The organism is Arthrobacter parietis (assembly GCF_039530425.1).
GTDB lineage: Bacteria > Actinomycetota > Actinomycetes > Actinomycetales > Micrococcaceae > Arthrobacter_D > Arthrobacter_D parietis.
The window spans coordinates 1,380,999-1,396,755 of sequence record NZ_BAAAON010000001.1; the positions used below are offsets into that span (position 1 = coordinate 1,380,999).

Annotated in this window: 18 protein-coding genes and 3 tRNA genes; 17 read left to right on the forward strand and 4 right to left on the reverse strand. The window is 63.9% G+C overall.

The genetic code is table 11. The annotated features are described in order from the left end of the window. Nucleotides 1-28: 28 nt before the first annotated feature. Entirely contained in the window at nucleotides 29-388 is a 360-nt protein-coding gene (locus tag ABFX19_RS06560) for a metallopeptidase family protein (RefSeq protein WP_346028048.1), read from the reverse strand. Between the two features lie 141 nt (nucleotides 389-529). On the opposite strand from ABFX19_RS06560, the gene ABFX19_RS06565 reads away from it, so the two are divergent. The 6 genes from ABFX19_RS06565 to ABFX19_RS06590 all read left to right on the forward strand — a co-directional run bounded on the left by ABFX19_RS06565 (nucleotide 530) and on the right by ABFX19_RS06590 (nucleotide 3,842). Beyond that, nucleotides 530-602 (forward strand) — tRNA-Glu (locus tag ABFX19_RS06565). Between the two features lie 64 nt (nucleotides 603-666). Then, nucleotides 667-740: transfer RNA gene (locus ABFX19_RS06570), tRNA-Asp, on the forward strand. A 56-nt stretch (nucleotides 741-796) separates the two neighbouring features. Further along, nucleotides 797-872, forward strand: a tRNA-Phe gene (locus ABFX19_RS06575). Nucleotides 873-1,038: 166 nt separating this feature from the next. Next, nucleotides 1,039-1,407: a response regulator transcription factor gene (locus tag ABFX19_RS06580; protein WP_277359784.1), complete on the forward strand. Its 369-nt coding sequence runs from the start codon at nucleotides 1,039-1,041 to the stop codon at nucleotides 1,405-1,407. 5 nt (nucleotides 1,408-1,412) lie between these two features. Then, nucleotides 1,413-2,384, forward strand: coding sequence for a HEAT repeat domain-containing protein (locus ABFX19_RS06585; protein WP_346027844.1), 972 nt, complete (start codon nucleotides 1,413-1,415; stop codon nucleotides 2,382-2,384). A 9-nt stretch (nucleotides 2,385-2,393) separates the two neighbouring features. After that, nucleotides 2,394-3,842, forward strand: a complete 1,449-nt coding sequence (locus tag ABFX19_RS06590; protein ID WP_346027845.1) for a glycosyltransferase family 2 protein — start codon at nucleotides 2,394-2,396, stop codon at nucleotides 3,840-3,842. Between the two features lie 18 nt (nucleotides 3,843-3,860). On the opposite strand, the gene ABFX19_RS06595 is transcribed toward ABFX19_RS06590, so the two are convergent. Continuing rightward, nucleotides 3,861-5,081 carry a sensor histidine kinase gene (locus ABFX19_RS06595; RefSeq protein WP_277359787.1) on the reverse strand — a complete coding sequence of 407 codons (1,221 nt, stop codon included), beginning with the start codon at nucleotides 5,079-5,081 and terminating at the stop codon, nucleotides 3,861-3,863. A gap of 167 nt (nucleotides 5,082-5,248) precedes the next feature. Here ABFX19_RS06595 and ABFX19_RS06600 point away from each other — a divergent pair, with 167 nt between their 5' ends. The 6 genes from ABFX19_RS06600 (at nucleotide 5,249) to ABFX19_RS06625 (ending at nucleotide 7,996) form a co-directional block, all read left to right on the forward strand. After that, nucleotides 5,249-5,728, forward strand: a complete 480-nt coding sequence (locus tag ABFX19_RS06600) for a hypothetical protein (RefSeq protein WP_346027846.1) — start codon at nucleotides 5,249-5,251, stop codon at nucleotides 5,726-5,728. Between the two features lie 66 nt (nucleotides 5,729-5,794). Further along, nucleotides 5,795-6,235, forward strand: coding sequence for an Asp23/Gls24 family envelope stress response protein (locus tag ABFX19_RS06605; RefSeq protein WP_277359789.1), 441 nt, complete (start codon nucleotides 5,795-5,797; stop codon nucleotides 6,233-6,235). Between the two features lie 9 nt (nucleotides 6,236-6,244). Next, nucleotides 6,245-6,436, forward strand: a complete 192-nt coding sequence (locus ABFX19_RS06610) for a DUF2273 domain-containing protein (RefSeq protein ID WP_277359790.1) — start codon at nucleotides 6,245-6,247, stop codon at nucleotides 6,434-6,436. Beyond that, complete coding sequence (locus ABFX19_RS06615; RefSeq protein WP_346028049.1) at nucleotides 6,427-6,807, forward strand: hypothetical protein; 381 nt, start codon at nucleotides 6,427-6,429, stop codon at nucleotides 6,805-6,807. Before ABFX19_RS06610 ends, ABFX19_RS06615 begins: the two co-directional genes overlap by 10 nt. Beyond that, entirely contained in the window at nucleotides 6,804-7,391 is a 588-nt protein-coding gene (locus tag ABFX19_RS06620) for a DUF6286 domain-containing protein (protein WP_277359055.1), read from the forward strand. The genes ABFX19_RS06615 and ABFX19_RS06620 overlap by 4 nt, the downstream gene beginning before the upstream one ends. Next, nucleotides 7,388-7,996 carry a hypothetical protein gene (locus tag ABFX19_RS06625; RefSeq protein ID WP_346027847.1) on the forward strand — a complete coding sequence of 203 codons (609 nt, stop codon included), beginning with the start codon at nucleotides 7,388-7,390 and terminating at the stop codon, nucleotides 7,994-7,996. Before ABFX19_RS06620 ends, ABFX19_RS06625 begins: the two co-directional genes overlap by 4 nt. A 43-nt stretch (nucleotides 7,997-8,039) precedes the next feature. On the opposite strand, the gene ABFX19_RS06630 is transcribed toward ABFX19_RS06625, so the two are convergent. After that, complete coding sequence (locus ABFX19_RS06630) at nucleotides 8,040-9,773, reverse strand: glycoside hydrolase family 13 protein (protein ID WP_277359053.1); 1,734 nt, start codon at nucleotides 9,771-9,773, stop codon at nucleotides 8,040-8,042. Between the two features lie 164 nt (nucleotides 9,774-9,937). On the opposite strand from ABFX19_RS06630, the gene ABFX19_RS06635 reads away from it, so the two are divergent. The 5 genes from ABFX19_RS06635 to ABFX19_RS06655 all read left to right on the forward strand — a co-directional run bounded on the left by ABFX19_RS06635 (nucleotide 9,938) and on the right by ABFX19_RS06655 (nucleotide 15,110). Next, nucleotides 9,938-11,287 carry an ABC transporter substrate-binding protein gene (locus ABFX19_RS06635; protein WP_277359052.1) on the forward strand — a complete coding sequence of 450 codons (1,350 nt, stop codon included), beginning with the start codon at nucleotides 9,938-9,940 and terminating at the stop codon, nucleotides 11,285-11,287. Between the two features lie 85 nt (nucleotides 11,288-11,372). Next, nucleotides 11,373-12,338 carry a carbohydrate ABC transporter permease gene (locus ABFX19_RS06640; RefSeq protein ID WP_277359051.1) on the forward strand — a complete coding sequence of 322 codons (966 nt, stop codon included), beginning with the start codon at nucleotides 11,373-11,375 and terminating at the stop codon, nucleotides 12,336-12,338. Continuing rightward, nucleotides 12,335-13,291, forward strand: coding sequence for a carbohydrate ABC transporter permease (locus tag ABFX19_RS06645; protein WP_056545889.1), 957 nt, complete (start codon nucleotides 12,335-12,337; stop codon nucleotides 13,289-13,291). The genes ABFX19_RS06640 and ABFX19_RS06645 overlap by 4 nt, the downstream gene beginning before the upstream one ends. 6 nt (nucleotides 13,292-13,297) lie before the next feature. Next, nucleotides 13,298-14,308, forward strand: coding sequence for a LacI family DNA-binding transcriptional regulator (locus ABFX19_RS06650; RefSeq protein ID WP_277359050.1), 1,011 nt, complete (start codon nucleotides 13,298-13,300; stop codon nucleotides 14,306-14,308). Between the two features lie 43 nt (nucleotides 14,309-14,351). After that, on the forward strand, nucleotides 14,352-15,110 hold the full coding sequence (locus tag ABFX19_RS06655; protein ID WP_277359049.1) for an alanine--tRNA ligase-related protein: 759 nt from the start codon (nucleotides 14,352-14,354) through the stop codon (nucleotides 15,108-15,110). Here ABFX19_RS06655 and ABFX19_RS06660 read toward each other — a convergent pair. Then, entirely contained in the window at nucleotides 15,103-15,744 is a 642-nt protein-coding gene (locus ABFX19_RS06660) for an MFS transporter (RefSeq protein WP_346027848.1), read from the reverse strand. The two genes, ABFX19_RS06655 and ABFX19_RS06660, sit on opposite strands and share 8 nt — an antisense overlap. Between the last annotated feature and the right edge of the window lie 13 nt (nucleotides 15,745-15,757).

Genomic DNA, 15,757 nt, shown 5'->3' on the forward strand with positions numbered 1-15,757 from the left:
ATGAAGCCCCGGCGGTAGCCAGGTTGGGTTACCCCCAGCCCAGCTCGTGGAGGCGTTCGTCATCAATCCCGAAGTGATGCGCAACCTCGTGGATCACGGTGATGAGGATTTCATCCACGAGTTCCTCGCGGCTCCCGCACATCCTCAGCAGCGGCTGCCGGAAGATGCTGATGCGGTCGGGCAGGGAGCCGGCATCCCACCAGGAGTCCCTTTCCGTCAGCGGAGTACCCTCATAGAGGCCGAGCAGGTCGGGATCCGCTTCCTCGCCGGGGCCGGGCTCAAATTCCTCCTTGACGAAGATGGCGACGTTGTTCATAGCCCTCGCCAGCCTGTCCGGGATCTGGTCAATTGCGTCGTCGACTGCTGATTCGAAGTCCTCGAGGCTCATATCGATGGGCACGGAGGAAACTCTACTGCCGTCGCTTCCGCAGGACGTCCGACCGGCGATTCAGAGGTTTTGTGTAATCGAGATCGAAGCCCTATAGTTTTAGAGGTCCACAACGAGGAGTAAAGCACTTGTGTGGTCCTGGCCCCCATCGTCTAGCGGCCTAGGACACCGCCCTTTCACGGCGGCGGCACGGGTTCGAATCCCGTTGGGGGTACGCAAGGGAGTGGTTCAAAGCACCGTTTGGGTGCTGATAGGATCAAACTCTTGCAAAATCGCAAGGCCCTGTAGCGCAGTTGGTTAGCGCGCCGCCCTGTCACGGCGGAGGTCGCGGGTTCAAGTCCCGTCAGGGTCGCTGAGGCGGTCGGAGAAATCCGGGCGTCGACGGTGATCATCACACGATGGTTGCAAGGCTCTGTAGCTCAGTTGGTAGAGCGTTCGACTGAAAATCGAAAGGTCACCGGATCGACGCCGGTCGGAGCCACCACTGAAAGCCCCTGGGAAACCGGGGGCTTTTGCTTTGCCCCGCAGTTTCCCCGCCAAGCTAATCCTTCCGCGCATCAGCGACGAATCGAAACAGGGTCGCCGGCCGTCGATTAGGCTAGGTCTGGGTAGGGGGGGGCAAGATGCAAGGATTGCGGGGAGGATCGGCAATGCCACACAGAATCCTGGTTGTTGACGATGACGCGGACATCCGCGATCTCGTCTCCACCAAGCTTGAGTCAAGCGGTTACGAGGTTGAGACCGCCGGTGACGGGGTCGCCGGATTGGAACTGGCCACCAACAATGAGTACCACCTTGTGATCTCCGACGTCATGATGCCTGGCATGTCCGGGGTGGACATGGTCAGAATGATGCGCTCGGCAGAGCCTCCGATCTCCGTTCCGGTGATCCTCCTGACCGCCAAAAACCAGGAACGCGATATCGAGAATGGGTTCGCCGCCGGCGTCACCGACTACGTCGTCAAACCTTTCAGCCCCCGCGAACTCGCAGCCCGGGTTGCCGGCATCCTGGCACGCTAACTCCCGTGCTGGTCTCATGGGATGTGCTGGCGGTCGCCGTTGTCGTTCTGGTTGTCGCGTGCGTGCTGGCTCTGACTGCCGTCGTTCTCATCAAGGCGGCACGCCACGCCGGTGAGCGCCGGAGGACTGTCCATGACGAGGCAATCCGCACCCGCATCATGATGCTCGCGGTTGCCGAGGATGAGGCGCTGGCGGAGTTGGAGTCGGAACTCGCATCGACAACGGGCGCCCTCGGGGAGCACGTGGAAAACACCCTGCTGCGCATGATCCCCGAAGTTCGTGGTGATGTGTGCGAGGCCATGATCCGCGTCCTCGCCGCTCGCGGCCTGCTCAGCCGATCCCTTGACCGAATCCATTCCCGCGGCGCCATTCAGCGGGCTGCTGCGGCTGAACTGCTCGGCATTCTCGGCGGCAGGGAGGTCATCGGCCCCTTGACGGTCGCCCTTCAGGACAAGAGCCTCGAGGTCCGTCTTGTGGCGGCGCGTGCCCTCGGCGTCGCGGCCCAGCCCGAGGCCGGAGGGCACCTCGTCGATGCGCTTTCGCTGACCAGCGGGATCCCGCACTCGGTTGCCGCCACGGCGTTGCTCAATCTGCCCGAACAGGATCCCGCAGTGTATATCGAGGGTCTGCGGGACCGGGACGCCGGGATCCGCTATGGCTCTGCGGCTGTGGTGGGCCTGCTGCTCATGTCGGAAGCCGCGGACGCACTGTTCGACTGCATGGTTGCGGAGCGGGGCAGGGAAGGTGCGTCCGATGTCGTCATCGCTGCCTGCGCCCGGTCACTGGGACGGCTCGGCCACAAGCCTGCCATCAGCGAACTTGCGGACATTTCCTGCTCAAGCGCTGCGTCGTCGTCTGTCCGGCAGGCAGCAGGAGAAGCTCTCAAGGCGATGCCCGGCGCCGAGGCACGCGACGTGCGCAGGCGGGTCATCGAGCATGCCGATGCGGATGTCCGCCGCATCCTCGTGGATGCATAGGGGGAACGGATGGAGAACGTGCTTGAGCCGCTGAGAGCGGCAATCCGGTTGCTCTTCGAGATCACGGCGTACCCCGTACTGGCCTACTTCATCGTGATCAATTCGTTCCTGCTGCTGCTGATCATCTTCGCGAGCGTGAATTTCACCGCGCATCTCCGGCGGCAGTCCTTTGCCGGGGCCCGAGTCACCGCCGCATCCCCGCTCAGTCCGGGAATCTCCGTCCTGATGCCGGCGTATAACGAGGGCGCAGTCATCGCAACGTCCGTCCGCTCTGTGCTCGACCTGCGCTACCCGGATCACGAAGTCGTGGTGGTCAATGACGGCAGCTCGGATGAGACGCTGCAAACGCTGATCGATGTCTATGACCTCGTCGAAGACCGGCGGGAAGTGTCCGTCAAGGTGCCCGTCCGGGGAACCATCCGCGCCATCTACCGTGCGCGGGATACAGCGCTGCCCATCGTGGTTGTTGACAAGGAAAACTCGGGCCGGTCGGATTCGCTGAACATGGGACTGAACGTCGCGTCCAAGGACCTCGTGGTGATGGTCGACGCCGACAGCCTGCTGGATCCCGATTCCCTCCTTGTGGTGTCCAAGCCCTTCACTGATGACCCCGAGCGCGTGATCGCAACCGGCGGAGTGGTGCGCGTGGCCAACGGATGCGAGGTCGTTGCAGGCCGCGTGGTCAGCGTGAACATGCCGAAGAACTACTTCGCCCGCATTCAGATCGTGGAATACCTGCGCTCCTTCCTCCTTGGGCGGGCGGGGTGGTCCCAACTCAATTCCCTGATTCTCATTTCCGGTGCCTTCGGAATGTTCCGGCGCGACCTCGTGACCCAGGCGGGTGGTCTGGACCCGGACTGCATCGGCGAGGACTTCGAACTGGTCATGCGCCTGCACCGGATGATGCGCCGGTCCAAACGGAAGTACCGCGTCATCTTCATCGCCGAACCGGTGTGCTGGACGGAAGTTCCCTCCACGGCCGCGGTCCTTGCAAGACAACGACGGCGGTGGCACCGCGGTCTGTGGGAAGTCCTGATCAAATATTGCGGCATGACGTTCAACCCCCGCTATGGGACCGTGGGCATGATTGCGCTGCCCTACTACTGGATCTTTGAGCTCATCGCTCCCGCCATTGAGCTCTTTGGCCTCGTCATTGTCCCGCTGGGACTGCTGCTCGGCGTGGTGAACGTGCCCTACGCGCTCGCGTTCATCGCTGTCGCGTACCTCTATGCCATTTTTGTCTCGCTGATGGCATTGCTGGTCGAGGAAGCTTCGTTCCACCGCTACAACCGGTGGGGGGATCTCTGGGTGGCCCTGCTGGTATCGGTTCAGGAAAACATCGGGTACCGCCAGCTGACCGCTATCTGGCGGATTCAGGGCTGGTGGGCAGCGCTTCGCGGCAAGAAGCAGGTCTGGGGCACCATGACCCGGACAGGTTTCGAGAACGCGTCACCGTAGCCGGCGCCGGTGTTCCTGCTAACTACCGCTGCCAAAACACGCGAGGATGGTCAGGCCGCCGCCCTCGGTCTCCTCCAGCTCAAGGAAACCGCCGTGCGCCTGGGCAATCCGATTGCAGGTTGCCAGGCCGAGCCCGGTACCGGCTATTGCGTTGCTCTCCAGCCGCACGAGCGGTTCGAGCACCCTCTGCCGGTCTTCGGGAGCAATCCCGATGCCATTGTCCTCGAACTTCAGGCACCACCTATCTTCGGCGGACTGGCCGGCACTGATCCGTACTCTGGGAGACCTGTGGGGATGGCGGTAGTTCAGGGCGTTCTGGAGCAGATTCTGCAACAGCGTATGTAGCTGGGTGGGATCAGCCTGGCCCACAAATTCCTCCACCTCAAGGCGCGCTCCGGCAGCGGAGATGGCGGCGGCGAGGTCGTCCTGCACGGCTCTCACGGTTGCCGCCAAACTGACCGGTTGGACGCGCAGAGTTCCGTTGGAGCGGGCAAATGCGAGGAGCTCTTCGATCATCGCCGTCATCCTGCCCGCGCTGGCACCGATGCGCTCGAGGTATTTCCGGCTGGTGCTGCGGGCGGGAATCGCGGTGTCATCCTCAAGCATCTCGGCGAAGCCGCGAATACTTGTGAGCGGACCCTGCAGATCATGGCTCACCCGCCCGGCGAATTCCGCGAGGAGTTCATTGCTGCGTTTCAGCTCCTGCAGGGCGGTGCTCAACTCGCGTGTCCGCAGTTGCAAGTTCAGGATGTCCATGATCTGGGTGGCCAGGATTTCGAGGCTGCGGCTCTGTTGTGGAGTGATCGAGCCGGGTGAATCATCGAATACGCACAGTGTTCCCAACGCGTCGCCCTCCGCGGTGATGAGCGGAGTAGAGGCGTAGAAGCGGACCTCGGCGATCTCACCGGTGACAAAAGGGTTCCCGCGGAACCGCGGGTCCTCCAGACAATCCTCCACCATGACCGTGTGGCCATAGCGGAAGACCTGGGCGCACATTGAGTCTTCGCGTGAACACACACTCGCTTCGATACCCCGAGCGGCTATCTGGTGCTGTTGGTCGGCGGTGATGATGTTGATGACAGCGAAGGGGACCCTGCAGACGTCCGCGGCCAGTACTACGAGGTTGTCGAGATCCTCGTAATAGGTTCCCTCGCGGCCGGACAACCCGTCCGCAAGGGAATAGCGCTCCAGTGTGAGAAGCCGCTGTGTCTCGCTTCGGCTGCCTACCTCTATGGACACGGTGTGGTTCCCCCTCCTGCACGTCCTGGGGGAAGTCTAACGGCTGGCGGGCCGTGGCCATGCTGCGGGAGAAGACTCACGCCGTTGACCGTTAGAGAGGTGGAGCCCTGTCTGCAGGCAGCCGGCACTCCATCAGCCACCACCCCTCAATGGAAGGACCGCCAGGCGTGAGACTCAAGTTCGCCGTGGCCGTTTTTGGTGCGCTCACCCTGTCCCTGGCCGGGTGCGCCGCTGCCCCACCGGAGGCAGCCAGCACCCTGAGCATGCCGCCTATCCCTTCCGAACCACCGCAGTCTTCGCCATCCATGTTCCAATCGCCCGATCCTCGGCTCGCGGAGGGCGCACACAACACCGGAGCGGCCATGGCGGACTGCCTGGTTGTTGCCGCCGGAATCTCCTCTGTGCTGTTGGCCCCGCTCAGTTTCAGGGGAGATGAAGATCCCGAGACCATGGCCAAGCTTGAGGATCAGCTGCATCACCTGCACGGCAAGGTTCCCGACGAGCTCAAGCCGCATTTCGTCCGGGTGGCGGACGCCGCTGAGAGCGGCCCGCACGGCACTGGCCAGTTTGATGAATCCGCGTTCCGTGAGGCGCTGCAGCCAGTCCAGGAGTGGCTCAGGGAGCACTGCAGCGAGCCTTCCCGCTGACCCTTCCGGCGCGTGTCAAAGGTTCAGCGGAAGGGTTAGGCTGGGCGAAAGAGAAAGGGCGCCAGCATGGAGCACGAGCAGGGAACAGGGCCGGCGGGCGTAGCGCCCGTTACTGAATCCGCAACCGGCAGGACAACCATCTCCGAAACTGCCGCCGCAAAGGTTGCCGCGATCGCCGCCCGCAAGGTGCCGGGGGTCTACGCGCTGGGCAGCGGCACCGGCAGAGCGCTTGGGGCGCTTCGCGATGTGGTCGGTGGCAGCGACCTGGCGCAGGGTGTGCACGTGGAGGTGGGGGAGATTCAAGCCGCCGTTGACATCAACCTCGTTGCTGAATACGGCTACCCGCTCACTGCGGTGGCCGACCAGGTGCGCGCAGCCGTATTCGCCGCTGTCGGTGAGCTCGTGGGCCTGAAGGTGATTGAAGTCAACGTTGAAATCAATGATGTACACGTGCCCGGCCTGAATGATCCCAAGAGCACTGAGAAGCCCCGCCCCGCGGCGAGCTAAGGAGCCACTATGAACCTCACCGTCGTCGGTATCCTCGTTGGCACCATCCTTGCTTTCGCTGCGCTCATCTTCCACTTCTGGGGCTTCCTCCTGGTGGCACTCTTCATGGCTATCGGCGCTTTCGTCGGCCGGGTTGCGGAGGGCAAGCTCGACCTGCGCAGCGTGCGGGATGCCCTGGCCGGACGCCGCTCATCATCGTGACCGCAGCAGCCGCAGCGCCGCAACGGCTGGCCGGCCACAACCGGATCAGCACGCAGGCGCTCACCAGCACAGCGTGCGCCGTTGCAGCCGAGGTGCTTCGGGTTCCCGTCCGCGAGGTCCGCGCCAGCTGGTCTGACGACGCCGGTCTGCTCGCCCTCAGCCTTGCTACGCCCATCGCCATCCCTTCCCTGCACCGGGTGGCAGCGGACCCCGCGGCTGTTGAGATGTTCGGTGGATCCGTTGAGGACCGCGTGCATCGAGCCAAGGGGGTCATTCTTGAGCGGGTCGCCCAGCTGAGCGGGTCCCGTCTGAGCCGCGTCGACATCAGGGTCACCGGCGCCCGTGTCAGTGAGCGCGGGAGGACGCAATGAATGATGAGACCACCCGCCTGACCTCGGACGTCATCCACCGGGAAACCCACGCATCCCGGGCGGTACCGGCCACGATCGTTGCCGGGTTGGTCATCCTCGTCTGCCTGTACGTGATGCTGGAGGCCGCTCTGAAGGCGCTTGGCCAAAATCCCTGGTTACTGGGGCCGGAGGCAACGGCAGGGTGGCTGGGTGCGCTTCCGGCAGGTGTCTCCGCCTCAGTGCTTGCCGCGGCGGGAGTGTTGATCTTCCTGGTGGGGCTCCTGTTTTTCCTCGCTGCGATCCTTCCCGGCAGGCGGGCGCGGCTAAGCATTCCCAACGGGCGCGCCGCCGTCGTTGTCGATGCGGAGGTGCTGGCATCCTCGCTGGCGCGCCGCGCGCGCGTGGCTGCGGGGGTGACTCCGGAGCAGGTGCTGGTGACCATCGGCCGCCGGCTCGTCGACGTGCAGGTGCGGCCAACATCCGGCATCCCCGTGAACCAGGAGTCCGTCCAGGCGGCCGTGGAGGATGAGCTTCGCCGGACCGCCATCGATCCGGTGCCCGAGGTCTCGGTGGCGATTGCGCAGTCCGGGGTGATCGGGCAGTGAACCAGACGCCACGGACCATCAACCGGATCCTGCTCGCAGTCTTCGGTCTGGGACTGATGCTCGCCGGAGCGCTCGCCATGGCGCTCGGTGTCCCCGCCGTCGCCGGCTGGTGGCAGTCAACGGCTTCGCAGGCTGGTCAGTGGATCAGCAACGTTTTGGACGCTACAACCCTCCCCGGGCAGCGGGACAGCTGGCTCTGGATCGTTCTAGCCCTGCTGATGGTGCTGCTGATCATCCTCGTGTTCGCGTGGGTGGCCAACCAGGGGAAGGGACGGTCAGGAACGCTTGCCTATGACGACGACGACCACCCGGTTCCCGGCAGCGTCACCATCAACGCGGCGGTGGCGGAGCAGGCCCTGAAGGCTGCACTGAGTGAGCGGGTGGACCTTGTGAACTCGGCCGTATCCACCTATGAGTTCCGTGGCCGGCCTGCACTGAAGGTGAAGGTCTTCCCGCGGCAGGGCGTGGCGCCCTATGTGGTAGCGGAGGAGGTCTCGGCGCTCGTGTCTGCGCTGGATGCCGTGCTCGGCGTGCAGACACCGGTGCTGATCAGCATCAGCTCCGGTGCCCGCTCGCGTTTCACCCGCGCCGAAAGGGTGCGCTAGGCAGAGGGTGCGTTAGGGCTAGTCCCGCGCGGCGCCGGCTGCGTCAGGACCGCTCGATCCACACCGCGCAGTCCGGCTGCAGCTTCTTGCCGCCTCCCGCTTCAGATACGGCATCTTCCGCGCTGGCAAGTACGACGACGCCGGAAGGCAGCTCGATGGGCTTCTCGCCCATGTTCGCAGCCACCAGCACTGAACCGTTGGTAAGGGCGATCACGCCCTCGCCGGGGCGGTGCTCCGGCGCCCACTCCAGCGATCCGCGCCCCAGTCCACGCGAAGAGCGTTCGGTCAACGCCGACTTCACCAGCTCATGCACGGAGCCGGGGCGGTCAACCTGGACGTCCGCCGCGTACGCCGCGAAGCCGGCGGGCTGGGGCAGCCAGGGGGCGGCGTCGTCGTTGTTGTTGGTTGTGCTGAAGCCGAAGCCCGGTGCGTCAGCCTTCCACGGAAGCGGCACCCGGCAGCCGTCGCGGCCGCGCTCCACGCCCTCCGTGCGGAAGAACGCGGGGTCCTGGCGGACGGTGTCATCCAGCAGGGTGTGCTCGGGCAGGCCGAGCTCATCTCCCTGGTAGAGGTAGGCGGAACCGGGCAGCGCCAGCATGGTGAGAATCGCTGCGCGTCCGCGCCGCAGTCCCAGCGCCTCGTCAGGCTGCTCATCCCGCGGCCCAACGCCCTTGGGCAGCTGCGTCGGGTCCTGCAGGCCGAAGCGCGTGGTGTGCCGGACGGTGTCGTGGTTGGAGAGGACCCAGGTGCTGGGCGCACCGACATTCCCGGCCTGCGCGAGTGATTCGGTGATGCTTGCGGTCAGGCGCCCGGCATCCCAACCGGCGCGCAGGAAATCGAAGTTGAAGGCCTGCTGCATCTCGTCCGGGCGGACATAGTGGAAGAGCCGCTCCGCCGGTTCCACCCACGCTTCCGCGACCAGCATGCGGTCCCCGGGGTACTCGGCCAGGACGCGGTTCCAGTCGCGGTAGATCGCATGGACGCCGGGCTGGTCGAAGTACGGCGGCGTGGGCTCGGTGGCTGTTGATTCTTCGGCTGCATCGGGGTTGTGTACGTCGCCCACCATGCTCTCGCGGCCGGCCCAGTCCGGCAGTCCCTCCGCTTTGACGAGGCCGTGCGCCACGTCGATGCGAAAGCCGTCCACCCCGCGGTCCAGCCAAAAGCGCAGGACAGAGATCATTTCCTCATGCACTTCGGGGTTCTCCCAGTTGAGGTCCGGCTGCTTGGTGTCAAACAGGTGCAGGTACCACTGGCCGTCCTCCACCCGCGTCCAGGCATCGCCGCCGAAAATCGACTGCCAGTTGTTCGGGGGCAGCTCGCCGTTCTCGCCGCCGCCGTCCCGGAACATATAACGGTTGCGCTCGCTGGAGCCCTTCGGAGAGCGCAGGGCGGCCTGGAACCACTCGTGCTCGTCCGAAGTGTGATTGGGTACCAGGTCAACGATCACCTTGAGTCCGCGCTCGTGGGCGTCGGCCAACATGGCATCGAAGTCAGCGAGGGTGCCGAAGCGGGGATCCACATCCCGGTAATCAGCGACGTCGTAGCCGGCATCCGCCTGTGGTGAAACATAGAACGGCGAAAGCCAGACGGCGTTCACCCCGAGGTTCTGAAGGTAGGGGAGCTTGCTGGTGATGCCGTGCAGGTCACCCATGCCGTCGCTGTTTCCGTCCGCGAAGGAACGGGGGTAGATCTGGTAGATCACGGCGTCTTCCCACCAGGCGGCGCCTCCACGGTCCTGAACCGGGTGGACGGGAGTTGAAAGATCGGAGGCAGTCATGGGGGCTCCTCTGCAGGATGGTGGGTCACGATTGGATATCGACGGGGCGGTCGGGTGCGCCTGGTGTTGCAGATCACAACGTAAGCGCTTACTTTGATCGTATCAAGAGGCAAGGCGGCGGTAACCAATTCAGTGCCTAGCTGCCGGACAAAGGAGTCATTTTCATGGCGATTATTCGCGGTAAGAAAGCGGTGCTGCCAGTGGCCGCACTCAGCGTGCTAGCACTCACACTCTCCGCCTGTGGATCGGGAAGCGAGGGCGAAGGAGGCGGTGACCAGCCGGCTGCCGACTGCGCTAACTACGAGGACTACGGAACCTTCGATGGTGAAGAGGTAAGTGTCTACTCGACCATCGTCGACGTCGAAGCGGAGAGTCTCGAGAACTCGTGGGCCGATTTCGCCGAGTGCACCGGCATCGAGGTTGTCTACGAAGGCTCGAAGGAATTCGAAACCCAGATCGGCGTCCGTTCACAGGCCGGGAACCCGCCGGACATCGCCATCTTCCCGCAGCCGGGTCTGCTTGCAGCCGAGGTTGCCAGCGGCAACGTCCTGCCCGCGCCGGATGCCGTCGAGGCACTTGTCGACGAGAACTGGTCCGAGGACTGGAAGGGCTACGGCACCGTGGACGGCGAGTTCTACGCCGCCCCGATGCTCGCCAACGTCAAGGGTTACGTTTGGTATGACCCTGCAACCTTCGAGGAGAAGGGCTGGGAAATCCCTACCACCCTCGATGAAATGATGACCCTCACTGAGGACATCGCTGCCGAGGGAACCATGAAGCCGTGGTGCGCAGGCTTCGAATCCGGTGAAGCCACAGGCTGGCCGGGTACTGACTGGGTTGAAGATTATGTTCTCCGCCAGGCCGGACCTGAGGTCTATGACCAGTGGGTGAACCACGAGATTCCGTTCAATGATCCCCAGATCGTGGAAGCTTTCGATTCCGTCGGTGAAATTCTGAAGAACGACGAGTTCGTCAATGGCGGTTTCGGAGACGTGCGCTCCATCCTGACCACTCCGTTCGCTGATGCCGGCCAGCCGGTACTCGACGGCGAATGCGCCATGCACCACCAGGCATCCTTCCAGGCCGCCAACTGGCCTGAAGGAACCGAGGTTGCCGAAGACGGAGACGTCTGGGCATTCATGACCCCGGGTGTCGAGGAAGGCAGCAGCGCGATCACGGGCGGCGGCGAGTTTGTCGCAGCGTACTCAGATGAGCCTGCGGTGGTAGCGTTCCAGACCTTCATGGCAAGCGGTGAGTTTGCCAATAACCGCGTCTCCGAGGGCGGCGCAATCAGCGCCAACAAGGCCCTCGACCCGTCGTTGGCACAAAGCGCGCTGGACCGGCAGTCCATCGAGTTGCTGCAGAGCGAAGACACTGTCTTCCGCTTTGACGGCTCCGACCTGATGCCGGGCGCCGTTGGCGCCAACTCCTTCTGGAGCGGCATTGTCGAATGGATCAATGGCACGCCGACCAACGAAGTGGTTGACACCATCGAAAGCAGCTGGCCCCAGTAGTTCCTTCTGCGGACCCGGCGTTCCACGGTAGTGGGACGCCGGGTCTGTCCTGACAACTGACCGCACCCAGCAAGGAGGCTGCGTTATGGAGGATCTCGGCGAGAAATTCCTGCAGGTGGTGATCGCCATGGCGATCTTCGCCGCCGTCATCGGGATCATCATGCTGCTGGTGGACCGTGCACCCAAATCGTTCCGCGACAAGGCGACGATCATCGGCTTTCTGGCACCCGCTGCAATCCTGTTGATTGTCGGCATGGTCTGGCCTGCGCTGCAGACCACCTTCCTCGCGTTCACCGACCGCGACGGAAACCTCACCGGTCTGGACAACTTCATCTGGATGTTCACCGAGCCGACCGCCCTGGTCACCCTTCGGAACACCGTCCTATGGGTGATTCTCGTGCCCACAATCTCCACGATCATCGGTCTCGTCTATGCCGTCTTCATCGACAAGGCGCACGGCGAGAGAGTGTTGAAGGCACTCGTCTTCATGCCGATGGCCATCTCCATGGTGGGCGCGGGCATTATCTGGAACTTCATGTACGCCTATCGCGGAGTGGAACAGGAGCAGATCGGGCTGGTCAACCAGATCCTCGTCTGGTTCGGTGGCGAACCGCGTCAGTTCCTGCTCGAGGCACCGGGGAACACCTTCTTCCTGATCGCCGTCATGGTCTGGATCCAGGTGGGCTTTGCCATGGTGATTCTCTCCGCCGCCATCAAAGGCATCCCCGCAGACATCGTGGAGGCATCGCGCCTGGACGGTGCGACTGCCTGGCAGCAGTTTTGGAGCATCACCATTCCGTCAATCCGCGGAGCGTTGGTGGTGGTGATCACCACCATCACGATCATCACCCTGAAGGTGTTCGACATTGTGCGGACCATGACCGCCGGAAACTATGACACCTCCGTGATCGCCAATGAGATGTACACGCAGGCATTCCGGGCCAACGAACCCGGCCGGGGCGCGGCACTGGCGCTGATCCTGTTCCTGATGGTGCTGCCCGTGGTTATCTACAACGCCCGCGTGCTCAAGAAGCAGAAGGAAATCCGATGACTTCGACACCAGCTGTTCCAGCCATGGGAACCAAAGACACCGGGGAAGACACCACGGTACAACCGCCCATCGCCCGCCGGGTGAAACAGCGCCTGACGTCCCGCGGCGCCACGATCGCCGCGGTGATCATCGCTGTCATCTGGACCGTACCGACGCTCGGGCTGTTCATTTCCTCGTTCAGGCCGGAAGAGAACATCAACCAAAATGGTTGGTGGAACGTGCTCTCGAACTTCGAGTTCACACTCGACAACTACGCGGACGTCCTGATCTCGGGCGGCAGCCAGTCGCCGAACCTCGGCCAGTACTTCATCAACTCCCTGGCGATCGTGATTCCGGCGACGCTCATACCGCTGGTGATCGCCTCCATGGCGGCCTACATCTTCGCGTGGAGCAGTTTCCGCGGGAAGGACACACTGTTCGTGTTCATCTTCGCCCTGCAGATCATTCCTCTGCAGATGGCGCTGATTCCGCTGCTCACCCTCTTTGTGAACCTGAAGATCGGCGAGTTTGAGCTCCTTCCATCCGGATCCTACGCACAGCTGTGGATTGCGCACACCATCTTCGCGCTGCCGCTGGCCATCTTCCTGCTGCACAACTTCATCGCGGAGATTCCCGGTGAAGTGATCGAGGCAGCGAGGGTGGACGGCGCCGGACACGCCACTATCTTCTGGCGGATCATCATTCCACTGTCGGTGCCGGCGTTGGCCTCCTATGCCATTTTCCAGTTCCTGTGGGTCTGGAATGATCTGCTGGTTGCATTGGTGTTCTCCGGAGGTACAGGGGACGTTGCGCCCATTACGCAGCGGCTCGCCGAGCTCACCGGTACCCGCGGCGGCGAATGGCACCGACTCACGGCCGGCGCCTTCGTGTCCATGATCGTCCCGCTGCTGGTCTTCTTCGGGCTGCAGAGGTACTTCGTCCGTGGTCTGCTGGCTGGTGGCCTCAAGGGCTGATGCACCGTGACCGGCATCGAAGATGTTGCGGTAGCCACGGGAGTTTCAACCGCAACCGTGTCGCGCGCCCTGCGGGGCCTCGCCGGAGTTTCGGCGGGGACCCGCGCCCGGGTACTGAGTGCCGCTCAGGAACTCGGGTACGTGCCGTCGTCAGCGGCGTCCGGCCTGGCCTCTGGACGCACCATGGCGATGGGCGTGCTGCTGCCCCTGATCGAACGCTGGTATTTCTCGGCCGTCCTTGAGGGGGTTGACCGTCAGCTCAGGGCCGCGGGCTACGACCTCATTGTTTTCAGCCTCGGCGGAACGGGAGTCAACCGGGAACGCGTGTTTCACCGCTCCATCCTGCGGAAGCGCATCGACGCCCTCCTGGTCATGTGTATGGAGCTCACCGAAGACGAGCACCTGGCTTTGAGTGAACTGGAATCGCCCACCATTGTGGTGGGCGGTTCCGTTCAGGGAGTGCGGCACGTCGGCATCGACGACGGCGCTGCCGTGCGGGACGCCGTCGAACACCTGATTTCCCTTGGCCACACCAGAATTGGGCACGTGCGCGGAGGCGGTGCCTTCGGTCTCTATTTCGAGGTGCCCCGCATCCGCGAGGAGTCTTATCTAGCGACCATGGCCGCCCACGGGCTGCCCCTGTGGGATGACTGGTCCGTGTTCGGCGATTTCCGGTTCGGTGAGGCCAAGATCGCCGTGAAGCGGATGCTGTCCACCGTGGATGAACGCCCCACCGCACTGTTCTGCTCCTCCGATGAGATGGCCTTCGGCGCCCTGATGGCTGCTTCCGAACTCGGCATCAGCGTGCCCGGGGAACTGTCGATCGTGGGTATCGACGATCACGAGTTCGCCGGGCCTATGGGCTTGACCACCGTGCGGCAAGTGCCTGAGGAGCAGGGAGCCTTCGCCGCGGATCTGCTCCTGAGGGAGCTGGAGGGGGCGCTGCCCGTGCTGAACCCGCCAACGCAACCCCATGAACTCATCCAGCGCGCCTCGACGGGTCCGGCACCCCGCTAGCTGCTACCGCCCTGGTTTCAATTCGGTCGCTACGCTGGTACGCATGGCTACTGAACTCCTCTACCTTGACGATTTCGATGTCCTGACCGCGCCCGCAACCGTCACAGCGGTGACCGTGCTCGAGGACGGCAGGCTCGACGTTGTACTGGACCGCACCTGCTTTTACCCCCGCGGCGGCGGACAGGACTGGGACACCGGCACCATCCGCGGCGGGCACGCCGCCTTTCGGGTCGAGGAGGTGCGCCTCGACGAGCACGGGGTTGTCCATCACCTGGGCGCCGGTGAAGCGTGGAAGGAATCCGCGGGCGGGGAGGCAACATTGGAGGGCGCCGCCGTCGTGCTGGAAGTGGACGCAGACCGGAGGGCTGTCAACACGCGGCTCCATTCCGCAGGGCATATTGTTGATCTCGCCGTTGAGCGGCTGGAACTGCCCTGGGTGCCAGGTAAGAGTGCGCACTATCCGCACATGTCCTTTGTCGAGTACACCGGGGACGTGCCCGGTGAGGTGGAGGATGTCCGGCAGCGCATCGAACAGGAGGTCGCGCAGATCATCGGCGAAGGCAGCCGCAACGAGATCCGATTCATGCCGGTTGCGGACATGGGTGAGTACTGCAGGCATGTCCCGGACAACATCCCGACCAACAAGCCCGCGCGGATTGTGCTCTACAACCAGACGTTCGGCGTGCCGTGCGGTGGAACCCACGTCCGGGATGTCGCGGAGGTCGGTACGCTGAGCATTCCCAAGATCAAGTCGAAAAAGGGCGTCACCAAGGTCTCCTACGCTGTGGAGGACGTCAACTAGCGGCGTCCGAGTCCAGCAGGTCCGCCTCGCACGCCGCCCGGAAGGGTGAAACCGCCAGGATCAGTGCGGCCGCCAGCATGACCGCCGCGGCGGAGCCGAGAGCCACGACGGGGCCGAACGCCGTAGCCAGGGCGCCGCCTAGGGGAGCGCCGATAACGATCATGCCGCGGTTCACCGACCGCCTGGTTGCGCTCATCCGGGCAATCAGCGCATCCGGAGTGACCCCCTGCCAGTACCCCATCTCCAGCGGCCCCTCGGCGCCCATCGCCAGGCCGAAGAGGAATTGCCCGAGGACTGCGCAGGCGAACGCCGCCCACACCGTGGCCGGCCAACTTTCGATGCTCCCGCCGCCCGCCTGCCCGGCTGCCACCAGTGGTGCCAGAACCACGACGACGACGGCGGCCGGCTGGGCCAGCCTCGCCGCCACCATGACCCGTCCGGTGCCGTAGCGCTCACCCCAGCCCGAGGACCAGGTGGTGCCCAGCACCGCACCGATTCCCGCTCCGCCGAGGACAAGACCCAGGCCGAGCGCGCCGAGTTGAAGGTCATTGAGGATCAGGGCCGGAAGAACGGTGCCGACCATCGCTGAGCCGATGAACCAGACGTGCGTGCTCAGGCCCAGCGGCCGCAACAAGGATGAGCACTGA

Excerpts from the sequence above, each read along its gene's own strand:
- ABFX19_RS06560 (WP_346028048.1), bottom strand. The coding sequence starts at position 388 with ATGAGCCTCGAGGACTTCGAATCAGCAGTCGACGACGCAATTGACCAG.
- ABFX19_RS06580 (WP_277359784.1), top strand. The coding sequence starts at position 1,039 with ATGCCACACAGAATCCTGGTTGTTGACGATGACGCGGACATCCGCGAT.
- ABFX19_RS06590 (WP_346027845.1), top strand. The coding sequence starts at position 2,394 with ATGGAGAACGTGCTTGAGCCGCTGAGAGCGGCAATCCGGTTGCTCTTC.
- ABFX19_RS06605 (WP_277359789.1), top strand. The coding sequence starts at position 5,795 with ATGGAGCACGAGCAGGGAACAGGGCCGGCGGGCGTAGCGCCCGTTACT.
- ABFX19_RS06610 (WP_277359790.1), top strand. The coding sequence starts at position 6,245 with ATGAACCTCACCGTCGTCGGTATCCTCGTTGGCACCATCCTTGCTTTC.
- ABFX19_RS06620 (WP_277359055.1), top strand. The coding sequence starts at position 6,804 with ATGAATGATGAGACCACCCGCCTGACCTCGGACGTCATCCACCGGGAA.
- ABFX19_RS06630 (WP_277359053.1), bottom strand. The coding sequence starts at position 9,773 with ATGACTGCCTCCGATCTTTCAACTCCCGTCCACCCGGTTCAGGACCGT.
- ABFX19_RS06635 (WP_277359052.1), top strand. The coding sequence starts at position 9,938 with ATGGCGATTATTCGCGGTAAGAAAGCGGTGCTGCCAGTGGCCGCACTC.
- ABFX19_RS06640 (WP_277359051.1), top strand. The coding sequence starts at position 11,373 with ATGGAGGATCTCGGCGAGAAATTCCTGCAGGTGGTGATCGCCATGGCG.
- ABFX19_RS06645 (WP_056545889.1), top strand. The coding sequence starts at position 12,335 with ATGACTTCGACACCAGCTGTTCCAGCCATGGGAACCAAAGACACCGGG.
- ABFX19_RS06655 (WP_277359049.1), top strand. The coding sequence starts at position 14,352 with ATGGCTACTGAACTCCTCTACCTTGACGATTTCGATGTCCTGACCGCG.